Origin of the sequence: Dactylosporangium sp. NPDC049525 (assembly GCF_040676755.1) — a bacterium.
Classification (GTDB): Bacteria; Actinomycetota; Actinomycetes; order Mycobacteriales; family Micromonosporaceae; genus Dactylosporangium.
Map to the genome: position 1 here is coordinate 847,983 of NZ_JBFAPO010000001.1, position 17,174 is coordinate 865,156.

The window sequence follows — 17,174 nt, forward strand, 5'->3', positions numbered from 1 at the left end:
GAGCTCCACAACGTGTCATTGTCCGTCGTCGTTCCGTGCTACCGCTCCGCGCGTATCCTTCCGACGCTGGTGGAGCGGCTCAACGGTGTCCTGCCCGGCATCACCCCCGACCACGAGGTGATCCTGGTCGTCGACAGCACCGACAACACCTGGGACGTCGCCAGCCAGCTCGCCGGTAAGTACGAGCACGTGCAGGCGATCCGCATGGCCCGCAACTACGGCCAGCACAACGCCCTCATCGCCGGCATCCGCGCGGCCTCGTTCGAGCGCATCATCACCATGGACGACGACCTCCAGCACCCGCCGGAGGAGCTGCCGAAGCTCGTCGACGCCCTCACCGACGATCTCGACGTCGTCTACGCGGTGTCCGAGCAGGAGGAGCACGGCGTCTTCCGCAACCTCACCTCGTGGGGCGCGAAGACGCTCGTCATGGGCCGCACGATGGGCATCCCCAACGCGGACGTCCTCGGCGCGCTGCGGATCTTCCGCACGTTCCTGCGCGCCGGCTTCGACCAGGTCAGCGGGCCGCACGTCTCCGTCGACATCGTCCTGTCCTGGACCACGACCCGCGTCGGCTCCACCACGGTGCGCATGGACCAGCGCAGCGAGGGGCGGTCGGGCTTCACGTTCCGCTCGCTGATGAAGCACGCCGTCAACATGATCCTGGGCTACTCGACGAAGCCCCTCCGGCTCGTCACGTATCTCGGGTTCTTGATCGGCGTTTGCGGTTTGGTACTGACGATCAGGCTGATCTGGCTCTACTTCAGCGGGGACACGACGGTGGCCGGCTTCACGACCGTGGCGTCGCTGGTGACGGTCTTCTCGTCGGCGCAGCTGATCGGGATCGGCGTGCTGGGTGAGTACCTCGGCCGGGTCCACGCCCACGGCATGGGCCGCCCGACGTACGTGATCCGCGAGCACGTGCGCACGCCCCGCGTGCCCAACTGAGCAACCGGGTCAGCGGCGGAAGGCCCACAGCTTGCTGAGCTGGTAGTTGATCAGCGGGGCGACGACGATCAGGATCGCCTGGGCGATCAGGACCGGCACGTTGAAGACCTCGACGAGCAGCGGCAGGCCCGCCCACGTGAACAGCAGCGCCCACAGGCAGATCAGGTAGAACTTGAAGAAGCCCGTCAGGACCGGGCCCTTCGACTGGAAGACGAAGTGCCGCTGCAGCGGATAGGTGACCACGCCGCAGAGGAAGTTCGCGATGACCGTGGGGACCAGGTAGTGCATCTGGTCCGCGGTCAGCATGAAGACCCGGCCGTAGAAGTCGTCGGGGGTCAGCAGGTAGAGCGCGGTGTAGAAACCGTAATACGAGACGGCGGAGACGCCGCCGACCCCCAAATACCGCACGCGGCGGTCGTTGTAGAGCGCGATCGCGGTGCGGGAGAGCCAGGAGCGCGGCTGCGGCCGGGCAGCGGTGACCTCGGTCATCCGCGGGGCTGGAACGACTCGACTGCGGTGATGACGAGGTCGATGTCGGCCTCGGTCATGCCGCCGTAGAGCGGCAGACGCAGCAGACGGTCGGCGACGTCCTCGGTGACGGGGCAGCCGTCGGGCCCGGTGCGGCCGAACTTCACCCCGGCCGGGGCGACGTGCAACGGCTGGTAGTGGAACGTGCCCAGGACGCCGTGGCCGAGGAGGTGCTTGAGCATGCCCTGGCGGCTCTCGAGGTCGGGCAGCAGCAGGTAGTAGAGGTGCGCGGGCTGCTCGCGGTCGTCGGGGACCGTGGGCTGGGTGACCTCGTGCTCGACGGCCCAGGTGGCGAGGCGCTGGTGGTAGCTGTCCCAGATGTGCTTGCGGCGGCGCTGGATGTCGGTGAAGTGCTCCAGCTGCGCGGTGAGGAACGCGGCGAGCAGGTCCGAGGGCAGGTAGGACGAGCCGATGTCGATCCAGCGGTACTTGTCGACCATGCCCCGGAAGAACTGGCCCCGGTTGGTGCCCTTCTCGCGGATGATCTCGGCCCGCTCGTAGTAGGTGTCGTCGTTGAAGATGAGGGCGCCGCCCTCGCCGCACTGGACGTTCTTCGTCTCGTGGAAGCTCTGGGTGGCCATCGCGCCGATGGAGCCGAGCTTGCGCCCCCGGTAGGTGCCGCCGATGCCGTGCGCGTTGTCCTCGATGACGACGAGGCCGTGCTTGCGGGCGATCGCATCGATCGCGTCCATCTCGACCGCGACGCCGGCGTAGTGCACGACGACGATCGCCTTGGTGCGGGAGGTGACGGCGGCCTCGACCTGGCGCTCGTCGAGGTTGAGCGTGTCGGGGCGGCAGTCGACGAAGACCGGCACGGCACCGCGCAGGGCATAGGCGTTGGCGGTCGAGCAGAACGTGAACGACGGGACGATGACCTCGTCGCCCGGCTCCAGGTCGAGCAGCAGCGCGGTCATGTCCAGCGCATGCGTGCACGAGGTGGTCAGCAGCGAGTGCTTCGCGCCCAGGATCTGCGTGAGCAGCGCACTCGCGCGCTTGGTGAAGGGCCCGTCCCCGGTGAGCGGTCCACTCGTCATCGCCTGCTGCATGTAGCCGGTCTCGTCACCGGTCAGATAGGCCCTGTTGAATGGAACTGCGAGTTGGTTCGTGGGGGTCACTGCTGGAGCCTACCTAACGGTGTGCGGTCATGCCGACGGCAGTTCATACACGACAGCGACCCCCGACCGATAACGTTCGGTAGCGAAGGCCGACAACTGTGGCGAAACGTTGTTCTGGCTTTCGTCAACGAACAGCCAGCGTACCCCGTAGCGGTCCCGCAGCAGACCTACCGTTTGGGGTGACGGGTTCGTGAACACTGCGTCATTGTCGGCGAGGATCTCGGGGCGCCAGTAGGGCACGTAGCCGACCCAGGTCTTGAGCCTCGCGGCCTCGACGTGCGCGGTCGTGGTGAAGCCCCAGCCCTCCAGCAGCATCCGCCGCTCGCTGTATGCGGTCATCGAGAAGTGAAGATCCGTGCAGTCTTTGTTCCACCGCTGGCAGTGCGCGTTGGTGGCGACGAGGTCGTCGGGGTCGGAGTGGTCGCGCAGCCAGCGGCCGGCCTCCAGGACGCCGTCGGAGACGATGACCTCACCCTTGACCACGTTCTTCCAGCCGACGTGTGTCGAGTCCCACAGGATCTTGTAGTAGTTCTGGAAGCTCGTGTTGATCCCGTAGCCCGCGAGCAGGGCGACGACCAGGGCCACCGCCATCCCCTTCCGGGCCAGCCGCAGCCCGACGGCGACCAGGACGGCGACGACGGCGAGCGCCGCATAGGGCAGCACGATGTCGCGGGTCAGCGCCGCATAGGAGCCGGTGTTGCCGATGTTGGGCACGTCGCCGCGGCCGGTGACCTGGACCGCCTGGGTGACCGCCATGCCGAGCACGACGAAGCCGACCAGGGCCCACGCCCGGCGGGCGGTCAGCCGGCCCGCGGGCAGCAGCGAATACAGCCCGACGACCGCGGCCACCGACAGATACGGCCGGGCCGCCTCGATGAAGAACCGCTGGCTGTCGCCGGACTGGCCGGTCAGGATCGTGGCGCCGGCGCCGGCCAGCCCGATGCCGATCATGGTGACCACGGCGGGCTCGGGCAGGCGGCGGCGCAGCAGCCCGGCGAGCCCGGCCCAGATGCACACCCAGCAGAAGAACAGCAGGACGGCGAGGACCGCCATCCGGCTGGTGACCTCGCCCACGGCATAGCCGGTGCTGGTGCCGAGCGCGCCGGTGACGAGCGTGAAGAACGGCTTGAGCTCGGTGCCCTGGCTGGTGCCGCCGAAGAGCACGACCTGCGAGAAGACCAGAGCGCCGAAGGTGATGCCGAGCCCGATCAGGGCGCCGCGGTGCAGCGTGCGGTGGAAGAGCAGCTCGGCGCCGAGGACCAGCAGCAGGCCGCAGAACAGCAGCGGCAGGTAGGTGGCCTTGGCGCCCATCACGCCGGCGAGCAGGACCGCGAAGAACACCCAGCCGCGGGCGTCGCGCCACTCCCGCAGGCGGTCGACGAGCACGATCATCAGCGGCAGCATGAGCAGCGCGCCGAAGGTCTGCGTCGGCCCGCTCCAGACCGTGAGCCGCAGCGACGAGCCGTCCTCGAGGGTGCTGAAGGCGAGGTTGGTGTAGAACTCCCAGGTGACCCACTGATACGGGTTGGGCGACAGCACGAACAGGGTCAGCACGCTCGCCGCGACGCCGCTCCACCAGCCGCCGGTGACCTTGCGGGCCAGCACGGCGACGAGCACGGCGAACGCCATCAGCATCGGCAGCATCGACAGGCGCAGCAGCAGGACCTGCGGCTCGATCCCGGTCACCCAGCTGGACGCGGCCATCTCGGGATAGACGAACCAGTGATACCAGAGTGGCTCGTCGGTGATCCACGGGACCATCATCGGCATGTGGTGCTTGGCCTCGCCGACGAGTGCCAGGTGGAAGGTCGAGTCGGTGTCGGGGGTCGAGTTGTACGGATACCGCAGCCCATACAGCCGGTAGAACTTGAAGCTCCACAGCAGCGTCATGCCGGCGATCAGGGTCAGGCACCAGCGCCACAGCAGCGGCGGCACCGGCGCGTCGGCGGCCGGCCGCCAGAACCGGCGCAGCGACGGCACCAGCAGGAACGCCGCGACCGTGCCGACCGGCCAGGCGAGCACCAGCAGGGGCAGCCCGATCGCCCGGGCGCCGATGTAGACGAAGACCTCGCCGATGTAGCCGAGCGCGAGCCCGGCCGCGACGTCGGCGACGAAGAACCCGCCGCTGCGGTGGAAGAACCGCCACCACAGCGTGCCCGGCAGCGCGATGCCGAGCGCCAGATACAGCGTGAACACGATCGTCGTGGCGGGCGGGACCTCGAAGAACCACAGCGCGGCGGTGGTCGCGACCCAGAGCAGTGCGACCGGCAGCCAGCCGGACATCAGCACGCGGCGCAGCGGCCCGCGGTGCGCAGCCACCGGCGCCGGGACGGGATCCGTCACGTCGGGGTCGGCGGCTTCGGTCGGCGTCTGCACGGTCTTGGCCCCCCGAAACTTTGGCTTTGGCGCTGAGCAGGTTACCTGACGAGCCCGGTCAGATGCGGTCTGCCGGAACGCCCATCATGCACCCCGAAATCCCACCCGCTACCCTGCGCGACCGCGCTGAAGCCGACCGTGGCGGGCAGCAGGATCGGCAGCTTGAAGGCCACGTCGACGGTGTACGTGTCGGGCAGCCGCCCCTCCAGCGCGGCGAGGCAGCGGGCCTTCGTCCACATGCCGTGCGCGATCGTGCGCGGGAAGCCGAACACCTTCGCCAGGAGCCGCGACGTGTGGATCGGGTTGCGGTCGCCGGACACCGCCGCGTAGTCGCCGCCGACCCGCCGCGGCACCCGCCACACGGCGTTCGGCACGGGAGCGTCCCCGGACGACGACCCGCCCGCTGAAGCGGACGTGCGCCGCAGATACGTGGAGGTGTCCCGCCACACGAGCGTCCCGTCGACCGTCGCGGTGGTGACGATGTCGAGCTGCGTGCCTCGGTCGTGCGGGCGCAGCGCCTCGGCTCGTACCGCGAACGCAAAGGAAGCGGAGGACCGCAGCGGGCCGAGGACCTCGATCCGGTTCGCCACGTGGATCAGGCCGAGCAGCGGAAACGGGAAGTCCCGCCCCGTCATCAGCGCCATGGCCAGGGGAAACGCCACGACGTGCGGATAGGTGGCGGGCAGCTCGTCGCGCAGGCGGAAGCCGCAGACCCGGTCGTAGGCGGCCAGGTGCTCCCGGTCGACGGTCACCCCTGCGACCGTGAGCTCGCGCGACGGCAGCGCGGGATCGGCCGCGACCCCGCGCCGCAGCGCCGCGGCCCGGTACAGGGGACCGAGGCTCGGCATCCGGTCCACGTCAGGCACCCAGCAGGCTCTGCCCACAGACCCGGATGACGTTGCCGGTGACCCCGCCGGACGCCGGGTGGGCCAGCCACGCGACCGTCTCCGCCACGTCGACCGGCAGGCCGCCCTGCGACATGCTGTTCATACGGCGGCCCGCCTCGCGGATGAACATGGGCATCGCGGCGGTCATCTTCGTCTCGATGAAGCCGGGCGCGACCGCGTTGAGGGTCAGGCCGGCCGCGGCGAGCGCCGGGGCGTGCGCCTGGACGAGGCCGATGACGCCCGCCTTCGACGTGGCGTAGTTGGTCTGCCCGCGGTTGCCCGCGATGCCGGAGACGGAGGAGACCGCGACGATGCGGCCGTTGCCGCCGAGCAGGTTCTCGGCGAGCAGCACCTCGTTGATCCGCTCCTGGCTGCCGAGGTTGACGTCCAGGACCGACTGCCACTGGGTGGCGTCCATCCGGCCGAGCGTCTTGTCCCGGGTGATGCCGGCGTTGTGGACGAAGATGTCGGCGTGCACGTGCCGGGTCGCGATGAAGTCCGCGAGCCGGCGCGGCGCGTCCCCGGCGGTCAGGTCGAGCTGCAGCGCGGTGCCCTTGAGCTCGTTGGCGACGCGGGTCAGGTCCTCGCCGGCGGCGGGCACGTCGAGGCAGACCACGTGCGCGCCGTCGCGGGTGAGGACCTCGGCGATGGCGGCCCCGATGCCCCGGGCCGCGCCGGTGACGATCGCGGTCTTGCCGACGAGCGGCTGGTCCCAGTCCTCGGGGACGTCGACGGCGGCGGGTCCGACCCGCACGACCTGCCCGGACACGTACGCCGAACGCGCCGACAGCAGGAACCGCATGGTCGACTCGATCGCCTCCTCGGCGCCGGGCGCGACGTAGACGAGCTGTGCGGTGCCGCCCCGGCCGATCTCCTTGCCGACGGAGCGGACGAAACCTTCGATGGCCCGCTGGGCGGTGGCCTCGCGGGCGTCGGCGCACAGCTCCGGCGGGCTGCCCAGGACGACGACCCGCCCGCTGGATCGCAGCGTGCGGATCACCGGGTGGAAGAAGTCGTACAGGGCGCGCAGGCCCTCGGTGTCGACGATCGCGGTGGCGTCGAACACGAGCGCGGCGGTCGGGCCCTCGACGGGCGCGCCGAGCTTCTCCAGCAGCTTGCGCAGCGGCTCGACCAGGCGGCCTGCGCCGTTGACGATCACCTGCCCGTCGATGAGCGGTTCGTTCGGATCGTGCCGGCGCAACTTCGGCGGGTCGGGTAGACCCAGCGGCCGGCCGAGTCGTCTGATGAAGAACTTCCCGGCGCCCGAGTGGGCGAAGTTGGCGTAGCGATCGGTCATTGCAGTGCCTCCCCAGTCACAACAAACGCGCTAACCTACTCACGAGTAGGCTAAACGCCAGGCTGCCCTGTCGCACTGAAGGAGACTCCGATGGCCCCGGAACGAGTGGCGATCGTCGGCGGTAATCGCATCCCCTTCGCGCGCTCGGGCAGTGCCTACGCCACTGCATCAAACCAGGACATGCTGACTGCCGCTATAGATGGTTTGGTAGCACGATTCGGGCTGGCAGGGGAGCGACTCGGCGAGGTCGCGGCCGGTGCGGTGCTCAAACACAGCCGCGATTTCAACCTGACGCGTGAATCCGTGCTCGGGTCCCGCCTCGACCCACGGACTCCAGCGTATGACGTCCAGCAGGCCTGCGGAACCGGTCTTGAGGCCGCCATCCTCGTCGCCAACAAGATCGCCCTCGGACAGATCGAGGCCGGCATCGCCGGCGGCGTCGACACCACCTCCGACGCGCCGCTCGGCGTCAACGAGGACATGCGGCGGGTGTTCATGGAGCTCAACCGGGCGCAGTCCCTCGGCGCCAGGCTCCGTGCCGTGAGCAAACTCCGCCCGACCCAGCTCAAACCCGACATCCCGCGCAACTCGGAGCCCCGCACCGGGCTGTCGATGGGTGACTCCGCGGCGCTGACCGCCCTCGAGTTCGGCGTGACCCGCGCCGCCCAGGACGAACTGGCGCTCGCCTCGCACCACCAGCTCGCCGCGGCCTACGAGCGCGGCTTCTTCGACGACCTGGTCACGCCGTACCTCGGCCTCCACCGCGACCAGAACCTGCGTCCGGACACGTCGCCGGAGCGCCTCGCCGCCCTGAAACCCGTCTTCGGCCGCGGCGCGGCGGCGACCATGACCGCCGGCAACTCCTCACCCTTGACCGACGGTGCGGCCGTGGTACTGCTGGCGAGCGAAACGTGGGCGGCCGCGCGCAACCTGCCCGTCCTGGCGTACTTCGACACCGCGGAGACAGCGGCGGTCGACTTCGTCCACGGCGGCGACGGGCTGCTCATGGCCCCGGCCTACGCGGTGCCCCGGATGCTCGCCCGCGCCGGCCTGAAGCTGCAGGACTTCGACTTCTACGAGATCCACGAGGCGTTCGCCTCGCAGGTCCTCGCCACCCTGAAGGCCTGGGAGGACCCGGCGTTCTGCAAGGAGCGCCTCGGTCTCGACGAGCCGCTCGGCGCCATCGACCGCACCCGGCTCAACGTCAACGGCTCGTCCCTCGCGGCCGGCCACCCGTTCGCCGCGACCGGCGGCCGGATCGTGGCGACCCTGGCCAAGCTGCTCGCCGGTCGCGGCTCCGGTCGCGGCCTGATCTCCATCTGCGCCGCGGGTGGGCAAGGGGTGACCGCGATCCTGTCCCGGTAGGCGCGATGCCGGATTTATCAATATCGTTGACGCATGACGATCCAGCCGACGATGCTCCGGCCGCCACCGCCCCGACCAGGCTGGCAGGTTGCCGTCGGACTGGTCCTCACGCTGCCCGCCCTGGTGCTCCTGCTGACGTCCTACGTCGAGCCGCTGTATTGGACCGTCAGGTCCAGCTTCCGCAAGTTCACCGGGCTGCGGATGGGCGAGGGCGGCGCGAGCGTCGGCTGGGACAACTACGACAGCGCCTACACGCAGGGCCACCTCGCCGACGCGCACTGGTTCGCCCTGAGCCTCGCGGTCGTGCCGATCCTGCTGGTCCTGCTGCTCGCGCCCGTCCTCGCCTGGGCCGCGCACGCCGGCGGCACCTGGGCCCGGTGGGTCGTGCGGATCGCGCTCGCGCTGCCGATCGCGGCGTTCGTGCCCGTGGCCATCGCGGTCAGCCTGCGCGAGTCCTCCACCCGGACCGCCTACTGGCTGGGCACCTTCGGCCTGGTGGTGGCGCTCGCCGCAACGGCGTACCTGGCCGTGTTGCGGCGCCGCACCCTGGACTCGACCCGCAGCCCCGTGCCCGCCGCCATCGTCGTCGCCGGCCTGGCCGTGCTGGCCGTCGTCGCGGTCGCGCTGCAGGACTTCACCTTCTCGTTCATCGGTGGCCTGGGCACCCGGGACGACGTCACCCCGGCCCGCCTCATGTTCGAGACGTCCTTCCGCACGATGAGCTTCGGGGTCGGCGCCGCCACCTCGACGACCCTGCTCGTGCCACTGATCCTGCTCGGCCTCATCGCCACGCTCCTGGTGATCCTGCCCGGCACCCGGCTGGAGGTCGACCCGAAGCTGCCGGCTCCGGGTCAGCCGGCGAAGGGTCAGCCGGTGGTGGCGTGGGTGGTCGGCGGCGTCCTGCTGCTCGGCACGCTCGGCGCCGTCCTGGCCGGCCTGGGACCCTGGCTGTCCCACATCACCGACACCGGCCGCGCCGGCCAGCCCTCCACCTGGGTCAACACCTGGCTGCCGCCGGTCATCTCCACGCTGGTCGGGGTCACCGTCGCCGCCCTGGCCGCGTTCGGCATCAGCGGCCTGCGCCCCTTCGGCCGGCACAGCGAGTGGCTGCTGCTGCCCTTCGGCCTGTTCCTCTTCGTCGGCTCCGCGCCGCTCGCCCTGCGCAACTTCGCCGCGGGCGCCACCGCCGACCGGCTCGACTCCTTCATCGGCCTGATCCCGCCGTCGCGGGTCGCGATCCCGGCCCTGTTCGTCCTGGCGCTGCTCTTCCGCGGCCAGGCCCAGCGCCGCGAGGTCCTGCTGCAGGAGGGCCGCCGCGCCCCGTGGACCGCCGTCCTGCTGCCGGCGCTGCCGATGCTCGGCCTGGCATACGTGGCGACCTGGCTGGTCCAGGTCCAGGACCTGATCTGGCCACTGATCACCGCCGCCGGCGACCACCCGACCGCGCAGAACGCGCTCGTGCAGGCGATACAGGCCAGGACGTACAACGTCGCCACCGACCAGTTGCCCTACGCGCAGCTGATGCCGGTGTGGCTGCTCATCCTGCTCTTCCTGGGCGCCATCGCCGCGCAGGTGTTCTACCTGGACCGCGTCGCCCTGCGCGTCGGCCTCCCGGAACGCGACCACCCGCCGCGCACCTGACCCACCTTGCACACCCTGCAAGGTGATGTACAGGGTGTGCAAGCTTCGTCGCTGTTGCTGCCGTTGCCGCGAGCCCGGCGGCGATCCGTTCCTGCAGTCGGTCCGCACCAGACCACTCGTCGAGCTCGACCTGACAAGCGACCGGGCGGCCTGAGCCAACTTGCACGCCGCAGCGACGGGACTCAAAATATGGTCTTATGCTGACAAGTACGCGAAGACATGGCGCGTCCGTGGTGAATATCTTGGTGTGTCCTCTCACGAAATCCCGGTGCCACTTTTGGCGCATGACGCGCATCACGGTGGACGTGAACGACGAATGGTTGGAAGCTGCTCGGCAAGAGCTGGGGACCACGACCAAGGTCGCGACGATCAACGCTGCGCTTGAGGCATTCGCCCGTCGGCGGAAGGCGGCCGAGATTCTCGCCGCGTTCGACAGTGTCGAGATGGACTTCGAGGGGTCGGCCGACGCCTGGCGCTACGGGGGAGGTCGCGACCTGTCGCGACTCGCCGAGGACGCCGGCGTGGCCGACGCGGCTTGATAGCCGGTCTGATCTACCTCGCTGACACCTCCGTCTACGTCCTGCAGCGCCGGCATGCCCAGGTGCGTCGCCGTTTCGAGGAGCTGCTGCTCGAAGGCCGGGTGGCCGCATGTCAGCTGGTGTCGCTCGAGTTCCTCAACAACGCGCCGGATCCGAAGAGCTATGAGGTGCTCTGGGGTGGGCTGCACGGACACCGGTGGATGGACGTGACCACTGACGCGATGAACCGTGCGCTCGCCAATCACAGAGCGCTGGCCGAACTGAGCCAGCACCGCAACTTCAAGCTCCCGGATCTCATCATTGCGGCGACTGCCGAACTCCACGGCGCCGTGGTCCTCCACTACGACGCGGACTTCGACCGGATCGCCGCCATCACCGGACAGCCCACCGAGTGGGTGGCGCCGCAGGGGTCGCTGCGGCAGCGAGCGTCGGGGGATGCGGCAAGCGCGTGAGCGGCGCCGGCAGTGCGAGCGCAGCGAGCATCGAGGCCGTGGGTTGGGAACCCCCCGCCCCCGCGCCGTAGGTGCGGGAGAGAATGGGGCACGTGATTTCTAATGTGCTTGCTGCTCGGTATGCGTCGCCGGAGCTGGTGGCGATCTGGTCGCCTGAGGAGAAGGTGCGGTTGGAGCGGCGGCTGTGGCTCGCCGTGCTCACCGCGCAGCGGGACCTCGGGGTCGCGGTGCCGGACGGGGTGGTCGAGGACTACCGGCGGGTGCTCGACGACGTGGACCTGGTCAGCATCGCGGAGCGGGAGCGGGTCACCCGGCACGACGTGAAGGCGCGGATCGAGGAGTTCTCCGAGCTCGCCGGGCACGAGCACATCCACAAGGGCATGACGTCGCGGGACCTGACGGAGAACGTCGAGCAGCTGCAGATCCGGCGGTCCCTGGAGCTGGTCCGGGACCGGATGGTGGCGGCCCTCGCGCGGCTCGCGGCGCGGGCGAAGCAATACGACGACCTGGTCATGGTCGGGCGGTCGCACAACGTCCCGGCGCAGGCGACCACGCTCGGCAAGCGGTTCGCGAGCGCTGCGGAGGAGCTGCTCATCGCGTATCAGCGGCTCGACAACCTCCTCGAGCGCTATCCGCTGCGCGGGATCAAGGGGCCGGTCGGCACGGCCGCGGACCAGCTGGACCTGCTCGGCGGCGACGCGGGGAAGGCCGCGGAGCTGGAGCGGCGGGTGGCGGAGCACCTCGGGTTCGACAACGTGCTCACCAGCGTCGGCCAGGTGTACCCGCGCTCGCTGGACTTCGACGTGGTGTCGGCCCTCGCGCAGGCGGTCGCGGGACCGTCGAGCCTGGCGACCACGATCCGGCTGATGGCCGGCTACGAGCTGGCCACCGAGGGCTTCAAGAAGGGCCAGGTCGGCTCGTCGGCGATGCCGCACAAGATGAACACCCGCTCCTGCGAGCGGGTCAACGGGCTCGCCGTGATCACCCGGGGCTACCTGTCGATGATCGGGGAGCTGGCCGGGGACCAGTGGAACGAGGGCGACGTGTCGTGCTCGGTGGTGCGCCGGGTGGCGCTGCCGGACGCGTTCTTCGCCGTCGACGGGCTGTTCGCCACGTTCCTGACCGTGTTGGACGAGTTCGGGGCGTACCCGGCCGTCGTCGCCCGGGAGCTGGACCGCTACCTGCCGTTCCTGGCGACCACGCGGGTGCTGGTGGCGGCCGTGGGCAGGGGCGTCGGCCGTGAGGATGCTCACGAAGCGATCAAGGAGCACGCCGTCGCAGTGGCGCTCGCCATGCGCGAAAAGGGCATCCAGGACAACGATCTGCTCCGTCGGCTGGCCGGTGACGAGCGCCTGCGGCTGTCCCAGGGTGAGATCGACGCCCTGGTCGCCGACCCGAAGGAGTTCGTCGGGGCGGCCTCTGCGCAGGTCAACGCCGTTGTGGAGGCTGTCGGGGAGGTCGTGGCGAAGCATCCGGAGGCGGGTGGCTACGTGCCACCGCCCATTCTGTGAGCTCCGGCCGACGCTTGGATCTTGGCACCGGAGCGGGCCGGTAAGATGCGTGTCGGGCGATGTGTTCGGGCCTCGCCGCGTGATCCACCGGACCGACACACGGCCGGTGATCTGCGGCGTTGCCCCGCCCGGTAGGCTCGTGTCGCTCGCCCTCGAGCGCCCGACTCAACTGTCAGGAGTGCCCCGTGGCCCGCGTCGTGGTGGACGTCATGCTCAAACCGGAGATCCTGGACCCACAGGGCCAGGCGGTCGCGAACGCGCTGCCACGTCTCGGCGTCGCCGACGTGGCATCCGTGCGCATCGGCAAGCGGATCGAGATCGAGTTCGACGGCGCCGCCGACCTCGACCGGGCCCGCGAGATCGCCGACAAGCTCCTCGCCAACCCGGTGATCGAAGACTTCACCTTGCGGGTCGAGGAGACGCCGGCCGAGAGCGGGGACCAGTGACCGCCCGGATCGGTGTCGTCACGTTCCCCGGCTCGCTCGACGACCGCGACGCCGCCCGGGCCGTGCACCTCACCGGTGCGGCGCCGATCTCGCTCTGGCACGCCGACGCCGAGCTGTACGGGGTGGACGCCGTCATCCTCCCGGGTGGTTTCTCCTACGGCGACTACCTGCGCGCCGGGGCGATCGCCCGGTTCTCCCAGGTGATGGAGTCGATCATCAAGGCGGCCGGTGACGGCCTGCCCGTGCTGGGCATCTGCAATGGCTTCCAGGTGCTGTGCGAGGCCCACCTGCTGCCGGGTGCGCTCACCCGCAACCAGCACCTGCACTTCCGCAACCGTGACCAGGCGCTGCGCGTGGAGAGCACCACGACCGCATGGACGGGCGGCTTCCAGCACGGCCAGGAGATCGTCATCCCGGTCAAGAACGGCGAAGGCTGCTACATGGCCGACGAGCGCACGCTCGACGAGCTCGAAGGCGAGGGGCGGGTCGTCGCCCGGTACATCCGCGGCAACCCCAACGGCTCGCTGCACGACATCGCCGCCATCACCAATGCTGCCGGCAACGTCGTCGGGATCATGCCCCACCCGGAGCACGCCGTCGAGGTGCTGACCGGCCCGTCGATCGACGGGCTGGGCATCTTCACGTCCGTGCTCGCACACCTGGGAGCTCGTGTATGACCGCCACAACGGGTTTCGACACCGTCCCGCACGCCGCTGAGACCCCCGACGAAGAGCAGCCGTTCGAGGAGCTCGGGCTCCGCGAGGACGAGTATGAGCGGATCAAGCAGATCCTCGGGCGCCGGCCGACCTCGTCCGAGCTCGCCATGTACGCGATCATGTGGAGCGAGCACTGCTCGTACAAGAGCAGCAAGGTCCACCTGCGGCAGTTCAGCGAGAAGGCCCCGCCGTCGGACCTGATGCTCGCCGGGATCGGGGAGAACGCCGGGGTCATCCGGATCTCCGACGAGATCGCGGTCACGTTCAAGGTCGAGTCCCACAACCACCCGAGCTTCGTCGAGCCCTACCAGGGCGCGGCGACCGGCGTCGGCGGCATCGTCCGCGACATCCTCGCCATGGGCGCCCGCCCGGTGGCCGTGATGGACCCGCTGCGCTTCGGCGCCCACGACCACGAGGACACCAAGCGCGTCCTGCCCGGCGTCGTCGCCGGCATCGGCGGTTACGGCAACTGCCTCGGCCTGCCCAACATCGGCGGCGAGGTCGTCTTCGACCCCTGCTACCAGGGCAACCCGCTGGTCAACGCGCTGTGCGTCGGTGTGCTGCCGGTCAACCGGCTGCAGAACAAGGAGGCGCACGGCCCCGGCAACGTGGTCGTGCTGCTGGGTGCCAAGACCGGCCGTGACGGCATCGGCGGCGTGTCGGTGCTGGCCAGCGCCACCTTCAACGCCGACGGCCCGGCCCGCCGACCGTCGGTGCAGGTCGGTGACCCGTTCATCGAGAAGCTGCTCATCGAGAGCTGCCTGGAGCTGTACGAGCGGGAGCTCATCGTCGGTGTCCAGGACCTCGGCGGTGCCGGGCTCACCTGCGCGCTGACCGAGACCAGCGCCTCGGCCGGCACCGGCATGGACGTCAACCTCAACCTGGTGCCGCTGCGCGAGGCGTCGATGGACCCGCAGGAGGTCCTCGCCAGCGAGTCGCAGGAGCGCATGCTGCTCATCGTCGAGCCGGGCAAGCTCGACGAGGTGCTCCGCGTCGCCGAGCGCTGGGGCGTCATCGCCACCGCGATCGGCACGGTCACCGACGGCGGCCGGCTGGTCGTCAGCTGGCACGGCGAGGTCGTCGTCGACGTCCCGCCCGGCTCGCTCGTCGACGACGGCCCGGTCTACGCCCGGCCGATGCGCGAGCCCGCCGACCTGATCCTGCTGCAGGCCGACCGCGCCGAGACGCTGCCCCGGCCGCGGACCGGCGTGGAGCTGCGCGAGACGCTGCTGCGCCTGGCCGCCAGCCCCAACCTGTGCGACAAGAGCTGGGTCACCGAGCAGTACGACCGCTACGTGCAGGGCAACACGATCCTCGCCCAGCCGGAGAACTCCGGCGTGATCCGCATCGACGAGCAGACCGGGCTCGGCATCGCCCTGTCCGTCGACGGCAACGCCCGGTTCGCGCGGCTCGACCCGTACAACGGTGCGAAGCTCGCCCTCGCGGAGTCCTACCGCAACGTGGCCGCTTCCGGCGCGACGCCGCTCGCGGTGACCAACTGCCTCAACTTCGGCTCGCCGGAGGACCCGCAGGTCATGTGGCAGTTCGCCGAGGCGGTCCGCGGCCTCGCCGACGGCTGCCAGGAGCTGGGCATCCCGGTCACCGGCGGCAACGTCAGCTTCTACAACTCGACCGGCTCGCAGGCGATCCACCCGACCCCGGTCGTCGGCGTCCTCGGCGTGATCTCCAACGTCGGCAGCCGCGTCCCGATGGGCTTCGGCGGCGACAGCGACGTGATCATGCTGCTCGGCGAGACCACCGAGGAGCTGTCCGGCTCCGAGTGGGCCTGGGTGACGCACAACCACCTCGGCGGCCAGCCGCCCAGGGTCAACCTGGTCCGCGAGCGCATCCTCGCCTCCGTCCTCACCGAGGCGGGCGAGCGCGGCCACCTCTCCTCGGCGCACGACCTCTCCGACGGCGGCCTCGCGCAGGCCCTCGTCGAGACGACGCTGCGCTACGACAAGGGCGCCAACATCACGCTGCCGGAGGGGCTCAACCCGTTCGTCGCGCTGTTCTCCGAGTCGACGGCCCGGGCGCTGGTCTCCGTGCCGCGCGGGCACGAGAAGGCGTTCACCGCGCTGTGCGCCCAGCACGGCCTGCCGGTCGCGGTCATCGGGACCGTCGACGGGCGCAGCCGGGCCCTGGACGTGCGGGGGCAGTTCACGATCTCGCTCGACGAGCTGCGCTCGGCCTGGAAGGGCACGCTGCCGGCCCTGTTCGGCGACGTGTCCACCGACGCGCCGTCCTACGAGCCGCCCGCGTCCGCACCGACCTCCGAGGAGGCGGCCGCGGCGCCGGTGTCCGGTTCGCCGGCGACCGACGCTCCGGTCTCCGGTTCGCCGGTCTCCGGTTCGCCTGTGTCCGGTTCGCCCGTGTCCGGTGGCGGGATCTTCGACGCGGTCGCCGCGCCGGAGGTGCCCGAGGTGCCGTCCGCCGCGACGGTCTCCGCGCCGCCGGCGTCGGAGCCGGCCACAGACGCCGCAGACGGCCCGGACGACTCGGACGGCGCGGACGCACCGCCCCGCGATCCTGACGCCTGACGATGACCGAGGGCGTCTTCAGCCAGCCGGGCTCGGGTGCCCGCTTCGACTGGGGACCGGCGGGTGCGGCTGAGCTGGCGCGCGTCTGCTCGGTCCTGGTCGTCGTCGACGTCCTGTCCTTCTCCACCGCGGTCGACATCGCCGTCGGCCGCGGTATGCGGGTCCACCCGTTCCCCTGGAGCGATCAGGCCCGCGCATACGCCGACCGGATCGGCGCCGCGGTCGCCGTCGGCCGCAAACAGATCTCCGACGAGTCGCCCTGGTCGCTGTCCCCGGCCGCGTTGCAGAGCGCACCGTTCGTCACGGAGCTGGTGCTGCCGTCACCCAACGGCGCGTCCATCTGCTCCGCCGCCGCGTCCACCGGGGTACCGGTCGTCGCCGCCTGCCTGCGCAACGCTCCCGCGGTCGCCCGCTGGCTGCACGGGCAGGGTCACGGCACCCCGGCCAGCCCGATCGGCGTGGTCGCGGCCGGCGAGCTCTGGCCCGACGGCGCCCTGCGCCCGTGCGTCGAGGACCTGCTGGGCGCCGCGGCGGTCCTGGACGGGCTGTCGATGCTGGGCGTGCCGCTGTCGGTCGAGGCCGCGGTCAGCCTCGCCGCGCTCGCCTCGGTCCGCAACGTGGCGGCCGCGGTCCGGCGGTGCGTCAGCGGCCAGGAGCTGATCCTGCGCGGTTTCGCCGAGGACGTCCGGCTCGCCGTCCAGTCCGGCATCTCGCACACCGTCCCGGTGCTGACCGGCCAGTCGTTCGCCCCGGCCTGAGCCGCGCCTGCCCGCAAACGAAAACGGCGCCCGCTGGGGGCGCCGTCCTCGTGGT

15 protein-coding genes are annotated in these 17,174 nt (G+C 70.5%); 10 read left to right on the top strand and 5 right to left on the bottom strand.

The features are described 5' to 3' along the window. Nucleotides 1–12 precede the first annotated feature (12 nt). A complete protein-coding gene (locus AB0K00_RS03840; RefSeq protein ID WP_363514715.1) occupies nt 13–948 on the top strand; it encodes a glycosyltransferase family 2 protein in 936 nt (311 codons plus the stop codon). Between the two features lie 9 nt (nt 949–957). Here AB0K00_RS03840 and AB0K00_RS03845 read toward each other — a convergent pair whose 3' ends face one another. Genes AB0K00_RS03845 through AB0K00_RS03865 form a run of 5 tightly spaced genes read right to left on the bottom strand, consistent with a single transcriptional unit; the run spans nt 958 to nt 7,151 of the window. Then, the gene (locus AB0K00_RS03845; RefSeq protein WP_363514718.1) at nt 958–1,437 is read right to left on the bottom strand and encodes a GtrA family protein; all 480 of its coding nucleotides are present in this window, start codon (nt 1,435–1,437) and stop codon (nt 958–960) included. Next, nucleotides 1,434–2,591, bottom strand: coding sequence for a dTDP-4-amino-4,6-dideoxygalactose transaminase (gene rffA / locus AB0K00_RS03850; protein WP_363514721.1), 1,158 nt, complete (start codon nt 2,589–2,591; stop codon nt 1,434–1,436). Before rffA ends, AB0K00_RS03845 begins: the two co-directional genes overlap by 4 nt. Before the next feature lie 27 nt (nt 2,592–2,618). Then, entirely contained in the window at nt 2,619–4,967 is a 2,349-nt protein-coding gene (locus AB0K00_RS03855) for a hypothetical protein (RefSeq protein WP_363514724.1), read from the bottom strand. A 41-nt stretch (nt 4,968–5,008) separates the two neighbouring features. Then, nucleotides 5,009–5,833, bottom strand: a complete 825-nt coding sequence (locus AB0K00_RS03860; RefSeq protein WP_363514727.1) for a MaoC/PaaZ C-terminal domain-containing protein — start codon at nt 5,831–5,833, stop codon at nt 5,009–5,011. Further along, a complete protein-coding gene (locus tag AB0K00_RS03865) occupies nt 5,826–7,151 on the bottom strand; it encodes a 3-oxoacyl-ACP reductase (protein WP_363514729.1) in 1,326 nt (441 codons plus the stop codon). The genes AB0K00_RS03860 and AB0K00_RS03865 overlap by 8 nt, the downstream gene beginning before the upstream one ends. 90 nt (nt 7,152–7,241) lie before the next feature. Here AB0K00_RS03865 and AB0K00_RS03870 point away from each other — a divergent pair, with 90 nt between their 5' ends. The 9 genes from AB0K00_RS03870 (at nt 7,242) to AB0K00_RS03910 (ending at nt 17,119) form a co-directional block, all read left to right on the top strand. Further along, a complete protein-coding gene (locus tag AB0K00_RS03870) occupies nt 7,242–8,516 on the top strand; it encodes an acetyl-CoA C-acetyltransferase (RefSeq protein WP_363514732.1) in 1,275 nt (424 codons plus the stop codon). A 33-nt stretch (nt 8,517–8,549) separates the two neighbouring features. Then, complete coding sequence (locus AB0K00_RS03875) at nt 8,550–10,157, top strand: sugar ABC transporter permease (protein ID WP_363514735.1); 1,608 nt, start codon at nt 8,550–8,552, stop codon at nt 10,155–10,157. 284 nt (nt 10,158–10,441) lie between these two features. Further along, on the top strand, nt 10,442–10,696 hold the full coding sequence (locus AB0K00_RS03880; protein ID WP_363514738.1) for a type II toxin-antitoxin system VapB family antitoxin: 255 nt from the start codon (nt 10,442–10,444) through the stop codon (nt 10,694–10,696). Further along, nucleotides 10,693–11,148 carry a PIN domain nuclease gene (locus AB0K00_RS03885; RefSeq protein ID WP_363514741.1) on the top strand — a complete coding sequence of 152 codons (456 nt, stop codon included), beginning with the start codon at nt 10,693–10,695 and terminating at the stop codon, nt 11,146–11,148. The genes AB0K00_RS03880 and AB0K00_RS03885 overlap by 4 nt, the downstream gene beginning before the upstream one ends. A gap of 83 nt (nt 11,149–11,231) precedes the next feature. Next, nucleotides 11,232–12,659, top strand: a complete 1,428-nt coding sequence (gene purB / locus AB0K00_RS03890; protein ID WP_363514744.1) for an adenylosuccinate lyase — start codon at nt 11,232–11,234, stop codon at nt 12,657–12,659. Between the two features lie 185 nt (nt 12,660–12,844). Then, nucleotides 12,845–13,105 (top strand): phosphoribosylformylglycinamidine synthase subunit PurS, encoded by a 261-nt coding sequence (gene purS / locus AB0K00_RS03895; RefSeq protein ID WP_363514747.1) that lies wholly within the window; start codon nt 12,845–12,847, stop codon nt 13,103–13,105. Next, entirely contained in the window at nt 13,102–13,782 is a 681-nt protein-coding gene (gene purQ, locus AB0K00_RS03900) for a phosphoribosylformylglycinamidine synthase subunit PurQ (protein ID WP_363514750.1), read from the top strand. Before purS ends, purQ begins: the two co-directional genes overlap by 4 nt. Next, a complete protein-coding gene (gene purL, locus AB0K00_RS03905) occupies nt 13,779–16,361 on the top strand; it encodes a phosphoribosylformylglycinamidine synthase subunit PurL (RefSeq protein ID WP_363514753.1) in 2,583 nt (860 codons plus the stop codon). The genes purQ and purL overlap by 4 nt, the downstream gene beginning before the upstream one ends. Before the next feature lie 2 nt (nt 16,362–16,363). Next, nucleotides 16,364–17,119: a 2-phosphosulfolactate phosphatase gene (locus AB0K00_RS03910; protein WP_363514756.1), complete on the top strand. Its 756-nt coding sequence runs from the start codon at nt 16,364–16,366 to the stop codon at nt 17,117–17,119. Nucleotides 17,120–17,174: the final 55 nt, after the last annotated feature.

Coding starts and splice junctions, on each gene's coding strand:
- AB0K00_RS03845 (WP_363514718.1), bottom strand. CDS start 1,437: ATGACCGAGGTCACCGCTGCCCGGCCGCAGCCGCGCTCCTGGCTCTCC.
- AB0K00_RS03865 (WP_363514729.1), bottom strand. CDS start 7,151: ATGACCGATCGCTACGCCAACTTCGCCCACTCGGGCGCCGGGAAGTTC.
- AB0K00_RS03870 (WP_363514732.1), top strand. CDS start 7,242: ATGGCCCCGGAACGAGTGGCGATCGTCGGCGGTAATCGCATCCCCTTC.
- AB0K00_RS03875 (WP_363514735.1), top strand. CDS start 8,550: ATGACGATCCAGCCGACGATGCTCCGGCCGCCACCGCCCCGACCAGGC.
- AB0K00_RS03880 (WP_363514738.1), top strand. CDS start 10,442: ATGACGCGCATCACGGTGGACGTGAACGACGAATGGTTGGAAGCTGCT.
- purB (WP_363514744.1), top strand. CDS start 11,232: ATGGGGCACGTGATTTCTAATGTGCTTGCTGCTCGGTATGCGTCGCCG.
- purL (WP_363514753.1), top strand. CDS start 13,779: ATGACCGCCACAACGGGTTTCGACACCGTCCCGCACGCCGCTGAGACC.
- AB0K00_RS03910 (WP_363514756.1), top strand. CDS start 16,364: ATGACCGAGGGCGTCTTCAGCCAGCCGGGCTCGGGTGCCCGCTTCGAC.